The organism is Bilophila wadsworthia ATCC 49260 (assembly GCF_000701705.1).
GTDB lineage: Bacteria > Desulfobacterota > Desulfovibrionia > Desulfovibrionales > Desulfovibrionaceae > Bilophila > Bilophila wadsworthia.
This window is the reverse complement of record NZ_JNJP01000001.1, coordinates 188217-200857: the sequence shown is the minus strand read 5'-3', so window position 1 is coordinate 200857 and position 12641 is coordinate 188217. Positions and strand designations below refer to the sequence as shown.

General features: G+C 57.0%; 10 protein-coding genes and 1 tRNA gene. 9 read left to right on the top strand and 2 right to left on the bottom strand.

Going from position 1 to position 12641, the window contains the following annotated elements:
- Positions 1-22: 22 nt before the first annotated feature.
- Positions 23-1426 carry a M23 family metallopeptidase gene (locus T370_RS0100850; RefSeq protein ID WP_029434421.1) on the bottom strand — a complete coding sequence of 468 codons (1404 nt, stop codon included), beginning with the start codon at positions 1424-1426 and terminating at the stop codon, positions 23-25.
- A 429-nt stretch (positions 1427-1855) separates the two neighbouring features.
- Here T370_RS0100850 and T370_RS0100845 point away from each other — a divergent pair.
- The 4 genes from T370_RS0100845 (at position 1856) to T370_RS0100825 (ending at position 5377) form a co-directional block, all read left to right on the top strand.
- A tRNA-Leu gene (locus tag T370_RS0100845) sits at positions 1856-1942 on the top strand.
- 581 nt (positions 1943-2523) lie between these two features.
- Positions 2524-2958 carry a (R)-mandelonitrile lyase gene (locus T370_RS0100835; protein ID WP_034505463.1) on the top strand — a complete coding sequence of 145 codons (435 nt, stop codon included), beginning with the start codon at positions 2524-2526 and terminating at the stop codon, positions 2956-2958.
- A 195-nt stretch (positions 2959-3153) separates the two neighbouring features.
- Positions 3154-4125: a DUF362 domain-containing protein gene (locus tag T370_RS0100830; RefSeq protein ID WP_005026319.1), complete on the top strand. Its 972-nt coding sequence runs from the start codon at positions 3154-3156 to the stop codon at positions 4123-4125.
- A 130-nt stretch (positions 4126-4255) separates the two neighbouring features.
- Entirely contained in the window at positions 4256-5377 is a 1122-nt protein-coding gene (locus tag T370_RS0100825; RefSeq protein WP_029434419.1) for an MBL fold metallo-hydrolase, read from the top strand.
- A gap of 156 nt (positions 5378-5533) precedes the next feature.
- On the opposite strand, the gene trpS is transcribed toward T370_RS0100825, so the two are convergent.
- On the bottom strand, positions 5534-6628 hold the full coding sequence (gene trpS, locus T370_RS0100820) for a tryptophan--tRNA ligase (protein ID WP_029434418.1): 1095 nt from the start codon (positions 6626-6628) through the stop codon (positions 5534-5536).
- A gap of 828 nt (positions 6629-7456) precedes the next feature.
- Between trpS and T370_RS0100810 the strand changes: the two genes are divergently transcribed.
- The 5 genes from T370_RS0100810 (at position 7457) to T370_RS0100790 (ending at position 12604) form a co-directional block, all read left to right on the top strand.
- Positions 7457-8734, top strand: a complete 1278-nt coding sequence (locus T370_RS0100810) for an ATP-grasp domain-containing protein (protein ID WP_029434416.1) — start codon at positions 7457-7459, stop codon at positions 8732-8734.
- Positions 8735-8738: 4 nt separating this feature from the next.
- Positions 8739-9026 carry a hypothetical protein gene (locus tag T370_RS0100805; protein ID WP_005026326.1) on the top strand — a complete coding sequence of 96 codons (288 nt, stop codon included), beginning with the start codon at positions 8739-8741 and terminating at the stop codon, positions 9024-9026.
- Between the two features lie 48 nt (positions 9027-9074).
- On the top strand, positions 9075-9971 hold the full coding sequence (locus T370_RS0100800; protein ID WP_005026327.1) for a succinate--CoA ligase subunit alpha: 897 nt from the start codon (positions 9075-9077) through the stop codon (positions 9969-9971).
- Positions 9972-10026: 55 nt separating this feature from the next.
- Positions 10027-10911: an HpcH/HpaI aldolase/citrate lyase family protein gene (locus T370_RS0100795; protein WP_005026329.1), complete on the top strand. Its 885-nt coding sequence runs from the start codon at positions 10027-10029 to the stop codon at positions 10909-10911.
- 448 nt (positions 10912-11359) lie between these two features.
- Positions 11360-12604: an NAD(P)-dependent malic enzyme gene (locus T370_RS0100790; protein ID WP_029434415.1), complete on the top strand. Its 1245-nt coding sequence runs from the start codon at positions 11360-11362 to the stop codon at positions 12602-12604.
- Positions 12605-12641 lie beyond the last annotated feature (37 nt).

The following is a 12641-nucleotide window of genomic DNA, read 5'->3' as shown; positions in this document are numbered from 1 at the left end:
GGTACCGCCATGCGAGGGCCGGTTAATCTTCATCCTTGAACCATGTATCGGGATCGTAGCTGGCCGTATCCTTGCCCGTCAGATAGGCGTCCACGGCATGGACGACCAGTTTGTAGTCCGCCATGCGTCGTTTTTCCAGCGCCTGATCGCGGGGGATGATCAGCTTGTCCGGATTGACGAACTGCCCTTGCTTCCGGATACGGAAATCGAGATGGGGGCCGGTCGCCGTGCCGGTCGCACCCACGTAGCCGATGGTTTGCCCCTGCCGGACGCGTTTGCCGTTCTTCATGCTTTTGGCAAAACGGGACATATGCCCGTAGAGCGACTCCAGCCCGTTGTCGTGGCGGATAATGATTTGTTTGCCGTAGCCTCCGGCCCGCCCGATATTGGTAATGACCCCGTCGCCCACGGCCATAATGGGGGTTCCGGTAGGGGCGCCGTAATCGATGCCCTGATGGGGCCGGGTGTTGCCGAAGACCGGATGCCGGCGCGCCATGCTGTAGCGCGAGGTCACGCGCAGGAACGAGAGCGGAGCCTTGAGCAGTTCCCGATGGAGGTTGTCGCCTTCCGCATTGTAGTATGTTTCACGGCCGCGTTCGTTGTGGAACAGATAGGCCGTATGCTGCTTGTTTTGATTGGTGAACTTCGCACCGAGCACGCGTCCATACCCCTCAAACGCATCATGGCGGAAACGCTTTTCCACCAGCACCTCGAAGGCGTCGCCTTCCCGTAGATCGCTGATGAAATTGATTTCGGAAGCGAAGACGTTCGCAAGGGCAATGGCCAGCGCCACGTTTTCGCCTTGTTCGGTTACGGCTCCGGAAAGCGTGCTCTTGATCTCTCCTTTGATGACCGCCAGCGAGGTCTGGTAGTCGATCTCTTCAAGCCGGGCGACGAAACGGTCGTCCTTCTTCTCAACGATGAGGTATTTTTCCTGATTGATTTCGTACTTGAAACACCGGAACGCCTTGGTCTGCGGATCTCGGACAACGGCGAAGGGCTGGCCGAAACGGACCTTGGTCAAGGCATATACCGGCTTGGCCGCCGCGAGCAGCTCGGCAAGGTCGTTTGCATCCATCCAGTCCCCAAGGATTTTTCCCGCCGTGTCACCTTTCTGGATCTCGCTGCGGAGGACTTCTCCCTGTTCGGGGTCCTGTTCGATGGTATAGCGCGGATTGGCCTCATAGACGTCGGCTTCCTTGGCGTCTTCCTCTTGGCCATCCTCTTTTTGCACCTCTTCCTCTTCATCCTGTTTGAATTCGTCCACGGCATGTTCGGGAGACAAGGACAACAGCCCTTCCACGTGGGAAACCACGTTTTCGAGCGGAGCGGGAAGGGGGGCGGCATCATCACGGAACCGGAGAAGCAGCGCGAGGCTGAGAAGGATAAGGCACAGGGAGATGATGCACCATAAAATCCGTCGCATGGGCAGACACCTGAATCATTACAAACGAGTTGAAGTTCGCCGGTCGCCGCGCGGAGCCGTTCCCGGATGACGGAAAGCGGCGGAGGGGACATTCCCCGGCGCGGCACGAAACATGCCTCATACCCTATTCGAACAGAACAACCTACCGTTTTTTTGGTAAAAATATTTTTACAAAGTGGTTGCCACCAGATCCGTTCCACAACAGCGGAAGTACGTTGAAGCCTGTTCGGGCCGTATGGAAAGCCGATACGGAGAACGGCGCAGTGAGGGGAGGTGCGGAACGACAGAAGCTATTCACCATGCTGGTTCTGATAAAAACGCGGAATAACGCGGTGTTAGCATGGTCATATTTCTCGGAGAAAAAATTTTTGTCCGAAAGCGAAAAAAGATCTTGCCAAGGAAGGGGCTTTTCGCTAGAAATTTCTTCGCGCCGAAGTGGTGGAATTGGTAGACACGCTAGGTTCAGGGTCTAGTGAAGGTTCCTTCATGGGAGTTCGAGTCTCCCCTTCGGCACCATAAGAAAGTAAACGGGCTGGCAGAGCAATCTGCCGGTCCGTTTTGTTTTTTCGTCATCGTCTTTTGAGGCTCTGTACGCTGGCAAAAGCTCATGGAGGAACCGATGCCGGACAATAGACGTACTGTCGGTGATCTGCGGGCGTTCAGAAGAGTGGCCATGTTTTTTATGTGCGTTCGAATCGTTCTCGCTATTGTCGGCCCCAAACTTGAGGCCTTTTTAGGTATGCGATGAGTGAATGAGATTGGGCTGTTTCCAGCCTTTGCACGCGAGATTTTTCAACGCGCCGGAATTCTTGATGAGAGAAGTTCGGCGCTTTTTTTCGCCCTTTTTTCAGCAGGATCCTTTGTACTTTCACCATGTGTTGAATGTCTTGTTTTGAAGCTCCTGGGACGTTTGCGGAACTCGCCTGTCCTGTGCGTTTCGAAACTGAGGCGGGTTCCGGAAGGCTCAGGCGTCGTTTTTCCTTGGCAGGCTACACTGAGAGAATAAGGCAAGAATAAAAGAGGATCGTATCTGTTCTTCGGCATAGTGACCGGATATGTTTCTTACAGAAAAAATTGTCGGCAAAGGAGTCCGTCATATGGAAAAAGATATGCTTTCCACCGCCGTGAGCGAACCGGTCATCCTGCGCAACGGTTCGCAGCCTTCCATCAAGGGGCCGGATGCATGGTTTACCGGCACGGTCCGCATCGATCCCCTGTTTCCGGCCCATACGCCGGCACGTGCCTCAAGCGCTTACGTCACTTTCGAGCCGGGAGCCCGTACGGCATGGCATACCCATCCTCTGGGGCAGGCTCTGATCATCACGGCTGGGGTCGGCAGGGTTCAGGTGCAGGGTGGGCCGATTCAGGAGGTCCGCCCTGGCGATACGGTCTGGTTCCCTCCATACGTCAAACACTGGCACGGAGCCGCTCCCGGCGTTGCCATGACCCATATTTCCGTGGCTGAAGAAGAGGGTGGGAACAACGTCGAGTGGCTGGAAAAAGTAACGGAAGAGCAATACACGGGAAATTAGAGCCGTTGTTCCGAAAGGCCGGATTGTGCGGGGCAATGCCTTATGTGTACCGTGCGTTGGGAACACGGAGAACATATGCAGTGTGTATATGTTTCCCGTCATCCTGCTGCAGGTTGTCATAAGAGTTCTTTGAAAGAAGAATGAATAAAAAGGTTGCAAGCATCATTGCGGAGAGGCAATCAAGGAGTTCATAATATGGCTGAACAGTTTTCCCGCCGGAGTTTTCTGAAGGGCGGAGCGCTCACTGTAGGGGCCTTCGCTTTTGGGGGCTTCCCCAGGATCGATACTGCTATGGCCGCGCCGCAGGAAAAGGCCAAGGTCTTTTTCACGAAGGACATCAGCCTCGAAGGGTTGATGAAGGTCTATGCCCGCGTCAATCATGGCATGAGCGGCAAGATCGCCATCAAGCTGCATACGGGCGAACCGCATGGTCCGAATATTTTGCCCCGCGAAATGGTCAGGGGATTCCAAGCGAATATTCCGGACAGCAGCATTGTGGAATGCAATGTTTTGTATCCCAGTCCGAGGCAGACCACGGAAGGGCATCGTGAAACCCTGAGGACCAACGGCTGGACCTTCTGCCCCGTCGACATCATGGATGAGGACGGGGACGTAAGCCTTCCCATTCCCGGCGGGAAATGGCTTACGGAACTGTCCGTCGGCAAACATATCCTGAATTATGACGCCATGCTGGTGCTGACCCACTTCAAAGGCCATACTGTGGGCGGTTTCGGCGGTTCGCTCAAAAACATTTCCATCGGCTGCGCCTCAGGGAAACTGGGCAAGCAACAGATCCATCAGCTGCCGGGCGACGGGACCTGGCCGGGAGGCCCGCTGTTCATGGAACGGATGGTGGAAGGCGGCAAAGCCATTACCAATCATTTTGGGCAACATATTACCTATATCAACGTGCTCCGGAACATGTCCGTGGATTGCGACTGCGCCGGGCTCGGCGCGGCGGCACCCACCACGCCGGATTTGGGGATCATTGCCTCGACGGATATTCTGGCCGTCGATCAGGCTTCGGTGGACATGGTTTATGCATTGCCCGAAGCGCAGCGGCGCGACCTTGTGGAACGCATTGAGTCCCGCAGTGGCCTGCGCCAACTCGAGTACATGAAGCTTCAAGGCATGGGGAACAATCAATACGATCTGATCACCGTGTAAGGTATTCGGGATCTCCGCCGATGCGCGCGAAGGGCATCGGCGGGGGACGGTAGGGCGGTTCCGAGGAATAGTCGGGGCCGCCTTGCCGTATCCCGTCCGCGTCTGAAAAGAGAGAATGTCTGGAGATTCTATGAAAAGGGGTATGCGCGTGGCGCTCGGTCTGGTCCTTTTAGTCTGTATTCTTATCGGGGGAGGGTATGCTTTCATGTCGCAGGCTTCATTCGGCAAGTTGCCTGAAGGTGACCGCCTTGACGCGATATCGCAGTCGCCTCACTATGAGGGCGGTGCCTTTCGCAATACGGAGCCGCTGCCGCCCATAAAGGGGAACGGCGGCATTGTGGGCGCGTTGATGAAATACGTTTTTTCGTCAACGGAAGGCCAGAAGCCGACTCGTCCCATGCCTTCAGCGAAAACCGACCTGCGGGGGCTCGACAGGAATACGGATACCGTCGTCTGGCTCGGCCATTCTACCTACTTCGTGCAGCTCGGCGGCAGACGCCTTTTGATAGATCCCGTGTTCAGTACCTATGCTTCGCCGGTCTTTTTCGCCAACAGGGCGTTCGAGGGGACGAACCTTTACACCGCCGAGGACATGCCGGACATCGATTATCTGCTCATTTCTCACGACCACTGGGATCATCTGGATTATGCCACGGCAACGGCGCTTCGGTCCAAGGTGGGGCAGGTCGTCTGCCCCCTCGGCGTCGGGGCCCATTTTGAGGCTTGGGGCTACGGCAAGGAAACGGTTTTCGAGGGAGACTGGTATTCCGTCCTTGAGGGGAAAGGCGGCTTCGCCATCCACATCCTGCCCGCCCGCCATTTTTCGGGCCGCTCACTGACCCGGAACAAGACCCTTTGGGCGGGCTTTGCCCTTGTTACCCCTGAACGCAGGATTTTTTTCAGCGGAGACAGCGGATACGGCAAGCATTTCGTGGAAATCGGCGCACGCTTCGGCGGGTTTGATCTCGCTATGCTCGACTGCGGGCAATACGACGAGAACTGGCGGTACGTCCATATGATGCCGGAAGACACGGCGCAGGCCGCGGAAGATTTGCGTGCCCGCGCGCTGCTCCCGGGCCACGTGGGGAAGTTCGCCATTGCCTACCATACGTGGGATGATCCGTTCAAACGGATTGTGGCGGCGAGCCGAGGCAAGCCGTATCGGCTTCTCCTGCCCCTGATCGGTGAGCCCGTCGCCCTGCCCATCGCTTCGGACGGTGAGATCCTCCGCTGGTGGGAGGCCGGACGGTGACACGGCTTCATTGATGGGCGAAAAGGCCCCGGCATTTCCCTTGACTGAGCAGGGAATGCGGGGCCTTTCTTCTTTATGGAAGGGAGGGCTCACTTTTCTTCAGAAACGTTTTCCGTTTTCCTTCCCTTCCACAATTTCTTCACACGGCTTGAGAGCTCATCCACATGAGCGGGCGTATTTTTTAGCCTGTTCGCTGATCAGATCCATATCCTCAAAATAGTTGATTTTCATGGCCCGTCTTACGTCATCCAGCGTCCGGGCGGCGGCTTCGCGGGCCCGCATACTGCCTTCCTTGAGGATGTCATAGATGGCGGGAATATCCTTTTCGAGTTCCCGGCGGCGATTGCGGATAGGTTCCAGTTCGTCCTGCAGGACGTTGTTCAGGAACTTTTTGACCTTCATGTCGCCGAGGCCTCCACGGGTATAGTGGGCCTTCATTTCTTCGATGTTCTGATAGTCCGGGAAGTGGCGCTCGAAATGTTCGGGGCGGCTGAAAGCGTCCAGATAGATGAATACGGGGTTATCCTCGACCTGACCGGGGTCTTCCACGCGGAGGTGGTTCGGGTCGGTGAACATGGACATGACCTTCTTTTTGACCTCGTCCGCGTCCTCGCCCAGATAGATGCAGTTGCCGAGCGACTTGCTCATCTTGGCCTTGCCGTCGATGCCGGGCAGGCGCAGGCAGGCCTTGTTGTCCGGGAGCAGCATCTCGGGCTCGACCAGCGTGTCCCCGTAAACCGCATTGAATTTGCGGACGATTTCCTTGGTCTGCTCCAGCATCGGGGCCTGATCTTCGCCCACGGGCACGGCCGTTGCCTTGAAGGCCGTGATGTCGGACGCCTGGCTGATCGGGTAGGTGAAGAAACCGACCGGGATGCTGGCTTCAAAGTTGCGCATCTGGATTTCGGATTTCACTGTGGGGTTGCGCTGGAGCCGGGCCACGGTCACAAGGTTCATATAGTAGAAAGAGAGTTCGCAGAGTTCGGGGATCTGCGACTGGATGAACATCGTGGATTTTACCGGATCAAGGCCGCAGGCGAGGTAGTCGAGGGCGACTTCGATGATGTTCTGGCGCACCTTTTCGGGATGCTCGGCGTTGTCTGTCAGCGCCTGCGCATCCGCGATCATGATGAAAATCTTGTCGTACTTGCCGGAGTTCTGGAGCTCCACCCGGCGCTTCAGCGAACCGACGTAGTGGCCGACATGCAATCTTCCGGTGGGCCGATCTCCAGTCAATATAATCTGTTCCATTACAGCTTTCCTTTCGCCTGTTTCGTTTTTTTCGGTTGACGCTTGAGGCGTGCGCGGTTGGCGTCGTAGCGCGTCTCTCCATATCCGGGCTCCGCTTCGTAACGGTTTCTGTTCATACATGATAGGGCGATGAAGTTCAAACGCCCAGTGTTACCCTTGGATGGAGGAGGGGGCGGGGCCTCGCAGCAGCCTCCTCATACCTTTTTTGCGCTGCGCCAGCGGGCCTCGCCGCCCCGGAGCCCGCATTCCGCCTCGCTTATGTCGATATAGGGAAGACGGCCTCTTTCTTAATGGTGAATGCATATTTGAATAAACTTTTCTTATTCCAAAACGGAATATTGCTTATGAAAAAAAGAAATAGTTTATAGTATTATAAAAAAATCCCTCTTTTTAATATTTTTCTATTGGAAATGTGCTTGATATAATCCTGAATAATGCATGAAAATGCTTCGAACACTTATAGTTATTTGTGCAAAAATGCTTTTTATCCATATCTCTTTTAAAGAAAGACAGTTATTGTTAATGTACAAAATATCACAAGGCGGAAAAATACAATTCATCAATCGACTGTTTCATTAATCAATTTACGTTTTCGAAAGGAAAATCAATTTTTATTTATGAAAAAAATAAAAAATATCTATTTGACTTTCTTTTTAGATAAAACTAAAAATAGCCTCACGAGGAAAACGCAAGGCGGAAAAAGCCGATGTTTCCTTTATCGCGTCACGTTGGACTGGCTTTATGAATTGGTTTTCTGGTTTGAAGAACAAAGGAATGTTGAGTTGATGGTGGCATTGAGAACATGAATTCCTGAAGAAGGGGCATCACATGGCCAAATTTCTGGAATATCAGGGCAAGGAATGGCTCGCGAAAGGCGGGATGCCCGTCCCAAAAGGGCGAGTGGCATCTTCTCCTGAAGAAGCGGAGGAAGCCGCCCGCTGGATCGGCGGCCCCGTAGCCGTCAAGGGGCAGGTACAGGCTGGCGGGCGCGGCAAGGCCGGGATCGTCAAGCTGGCCGATACGCCCGAGGAAGCGCGTGCCCTCGCTGAAGAAATCCTCGCCAAGACCGTAAAGGGGCTTCCGGTCGAGAAAGTCCTCATCGAAGAAAAACTGGACATCAAGAAAGAGTATTACTGTTCATTCGTCATCAACAACGCCCGCGAAGCCCGCTGCCCCATGCTGATGTTCAGCACGGAAGGCGGCATGGACATCGAAAGCGTTGACGAAAGCTTGCTGTTCAGGCTGAACATCGATCCGCAGTATGGCCTCCAGTCCTACGACGCCATCGATGTCTGCACCCAGGCCGGGATTGCTCCGGCAGACCTCTCCAAGTTCGCCTCTTTCCTCACCAAACTGTCCAAGCTCTACAAGAAGTACGACTGCCAGACGCTTGAAATCAATCCCTTCGTGATGACCGGGGACGGCAGCCTCTATTGTGCCGACTGCAAGATGGAGATCGACAACAGCGCCGTGTTCCGTCACCCCGATTTCGGGATCAAGATCGCCCGCGACCTGCCCGGCCAGCCCACGGATCTGGACGTCATCGGCTGGGGCATCGAAGAAACCGACGCCCGCGGCACCGGCTTCCTCATGAACATGGGCTACGATGAAGTGAGCCCCGGCTACGTGGGCTACCATCCCATCGGCGGCGGCTCCGCCATGATGGGCCTCGACGCGTTGAACGCCGTGGGCCTCAAGGCCGCCAACTACGCCGACACCAGCGGCAACCCCGTTGCTGCCAAGATTTACCGCGTCGCCAAGGCGACCCTCTCCCAGCCCAACATTGAAGGGTATCTGCTCGGCGGCTTCATGATGGCGAATCAGGAGCAGTGGCACCACGCCCACGCGCTGGTCAAGGTGCTGCGCGAGATGCTGCCCAAGAAGCCCGGCTTCCCCTGCGTGCTGCTGCTGTGCGGCAACCGTGAAGACGAATCCCTCGAGATACTGCGTACCGGCCTCGCCGACATGATGACCCCGGACGGCATCGGCAGGCGCATCGAGATCTACGGGCGGGAACACGTCACGGACACGAAGTTCATCGGCGAACGGCTGCTTGCTCTGTGCAAGGAATACAGCACTGAGAAAACCTCTCAGAAGGCAGGGTAGATCCTTGGAAATCAAAGAAAAATCCTCGACTGTCTCGATCGATGTCAGCAAGTGCCTCTCCTGCGAGACCAAGGCGTGCGTCGCCGCCTGTAAAAAATATGCGCGGGGCATCCTTGAATTGAAGGACGGCGTGCCCTCGGTCGAGCATCTGACGGCGGAAGAAGTGCTCCGTCTCGGCACGGAATGCCTTGCCTGTGAATTCGCCTGTACCTTCCACGGCAACAAGGCCATCACCATCGATGTCCCTGTCGCCGGGCTGCCGGAATATCTGGCCAAGCGCGGATTGGCCTGACGCGTCGCGTCGGGTCGGGCAACCATCTTTGACCAAAAGGATTGGGGTATGGGCATACTGATCAACAAGAATACGAAAGTGGTCGTTCAGGGCATCACGGGCCGTGAAGGGTCCGTGCGCACGAAATACATGAAAAGCTACGGAACCCATGTCGTCGGCGGCACCAGCCCCGGCAAGAAGGGCTCCGACGTTCACGGCGTTCCGGTCTACAACACGGTGAAGGAAATCGCCCGCGAACACGGCGAGATCGACTTCAGCGTCATCTTCGTGCCCGGGCATGTGCTCAAGACCGCGGTCATGGAGGCGGCGGATGCGGGCGTCAAGAACGTGATCCCCTGCGTGGAAGGCACCCCCATCCACGACATCATGGAGATGATCGCCTACTGCAAGGCCAAGGGGACCCGCCTGCTCGGGCCCGGCTCCATCGGGATCATCACGCCGGGAGAAGCCGTGGTCGGCTGGCTCGGCGGCAATGTGGAATGGGCCAATACCTTCTTCAAAAGAGGGTCCATCGGCGTGTTCTCGCGCAGCGGCGGCCAGTCGGGAACCATCCCGTGGGTGCTCCGCGAAGGTGGCTTCGGCGTGAGCACGGTCATCCATACCGGCACGGAACCGGTTCTCGGCACCTCGATGGCGGATCTGCTTCCGCTGTTCGAGGAAGATCCCGAAACCGAAGGCGTGGCGGTTTATGCCGAAATAGGTGGTTCGCAGGAAGAGGAGTGCGCCGAGGTCATCGCCTCCGGGAAGTTCACCAAGCCTTTCGTGGTGTACGTTTCCGGCGCATGGGCCCCCGAAGGCCAGCGCTTCTCCCATGCATCCAATATCGTGGAGCGCGGTCGCGGTTCGGCCAAGAGCAAAATGGACGCGATCACGAAAGCCGGGGGGTACGTCGCCATGACGCCTACCGACATCCCGGTCATCCTGCACGAGAAATTGAAGAAATAGCTTCGGTCCGATTGGTATCTTTTCAACCAACTTTTTTCCTCAAAGGAGAATTCCCATGGCCGTTATGCGTTCCATCATGTATGTTCCCGGTAATAACCCCAAGATGGTTGAAAAAGCTCCCAGCATCCCCGCCGACATCATTACCCTCGACCTCGAAGACTCCGTGCCCCCGTCCGAAAAGGAAGCGGCCCGCAAGCTCGTTGCCGAAAAGCTTAAATACGCCGGTTCCGGCGGCGCTCAGGTGTACGTCCGCATCAACAACTGGGAAACCGAAATGACCAACGACGACCTCGAAGCCGTCGTGTGGGAAGGCCTTGACGGCGTAACCCTCGCCAAGACCGGCCATCCGGATGACGTCAAGCGTCTTGACTGGAAGCTCGAAGAACTGGAACGCCGCCGCGGTATCCCGGTCGGGACCGTGAAGATCTCCATGCTGCTCGAAACCGCCAAGGGCATCATGAACGCCTATGAATGCTGCATGGCCAGTTCCCGCAATGTGAACGCCATCTTCGGCGCCGTGGACTACTGCCGCGACATGCGCGTGAAGCTGACCTCCGAAGCCGTCGAACAGATGTGGGGCCGCGCCAAGATGGCCATCGCCGCCCGCGCCGCCGGCATCGTCGCCATCGACGCCCCGTTCGTGGCCTATCAGGATATCCCGGCTTTCGAACGCAACGTGATGGAAGGCAAGCAGATGGGCTATGAAGGCCGCATGATCATCCATCCCAGCCAGGTGGAACCCTCCAACCGCCTCTACGCTCCCGATCCCGCCGACGTGGAATGGGCCAATGGCGTTGTGAAGGTGTTTGAGGAAGAGGGGCTCGCCAAGGGCAAGGCCGCCGTTTCCTACCTCGGCAAGATGGTCGATACCCCGGTGTATCTCAACGCGAAGGACATTTTGGCCGCTCAGGCCGAAATCGACGCCAAGGTAAAGAAATAGGTTGTTACGCGGGGCATGTCCGTCGGACATGCCCCGCCCCTTGACGGTTTGAAAGGACGTTTTGGGCGTTGCGGCGCGACAAGCGGGTTTGCCCGTTCCGGCACTTTCGTGTGCAGGGATGGGCCGCCTCCGGAAGCAGGTGTTTTTCCGGGGAGGTGGGGGCCTCCTTCGGGACTGCGCCGGATTCCCGGAACGTCTCTTCATACCGTCAAGGCCGGTTCACAGCGACAGTCCGTTTCCTCTGTTCATGACTCCCTGATACGTTCGCGCTTTCCGGCAGGATCGGAAAGGGCTGCGGAATTGCTCCCTTATTTTTCAAGATCTCGGATCATGCCCTGTACGGGAGATCCGCTCTCCGAACACAAAGGTGTAACGCCGTGGGGGACGGTGCTCTGTTGTCGTACCCTTTTTTCGGCGCTCCGCCGTTACCCTAATGAAGAGGCTCCCCATGTCACGTATCAAAAATCTCCGTGAAGAAGCTCTGGCCCTGCATAAGGACAACGTCGGCAAGATCGACATCCGGATCAAGGTTCCCGCGCGCGACAACGATGACCTGACGCTTGCCTACTCGCCCGGTGTGGCCGAGCCGTGCAAGGAAATCAACAAAGATCCCGCCATGCTCGACGTCTACACCAACCATTCGAATTTCGTGTGCGTGGTGTCCAACGGGACCGCCGTGCTTGGGCTCGGCGACATCGGCGCGGGTGCCGCCATGCCGGTCATGGAAGGCAAATCTTTGCTGTTCAAGCGGTTTGGCGACGTGGACGCCTTCCCGCTGTGCGTGGACACCAAGGATACCGCCAAGATTGTCGAGCTGGTGGAGCTTGTGGCCCCCACGTTCGGCGGCGTGAACCTTGAGGACATCAAGGCCCCCGAGTGCTTCGAGATCGAGGACAGCCTGAAGGCGCGCGGCGTCTTTAAAGGCCCTATCTTTCATGACGACCAGCACGGGACCGCCGTGGTGACGCTTGCGGGCCTCCTCAATGCCCTCAAGATTGTGGGCAAGAACATCGAGGACATCAAAGTCGTGACCAGCGGCGCGGGCGCTGCCGGAACGGCGATCATCAAGCTGCTCATGGCCGTCGGGCTCAAGAACGTCATCATGTGCGACTCCAAGGGCCCCATTTGGGAAGGCCGCCCCGAGGGCATGAACAAGTATAAGGACTTCATCGCCAAGGCGACCAATCCCGACAAGGTGAAGGGCACGCTTGCCGACGCCATCAAGGGGGCGGACGTGTTCATCGGCGTTTCCGTGCCGGATTCTCTGAATGAGGACATGATCCGCAGTATGGCGAAAGACCCCATCATCTTCGCGCAGGCCAACCCCATTCCGGAAATCTGGCCCATTGAGCGCGCGACGCAGGCCGGAGCGAAGGTTGTGGCCACGGGCCGTTCCGACATCAAGAATCAGATCAACAACGTGCTGGCCTTCCCAGGCATTTTCCGCGGCGCCATTGACGTGCGCGCCACCGACATCAACGACGCCATGAAGATCGCCGCCGCCCACGCCATCGCGGATCTGGTTACGCCCGAAAAGCTCAGCCCGGACTACATCATCCCGCCCGCGACGGATCCCGACGTCGCGCCCGCCGTTGCCGCTGCCACGGCGCGGGCCGCTATCGAAAGCGGCATCGCCCGTAATCCCGTAGACCCGCAGTCCGTGGCGGAAAACCTCCGCAAGCGCCTGTCGTAACCGGCCTGAACCCTTTCCTTTACGTTCAACCTTTGGA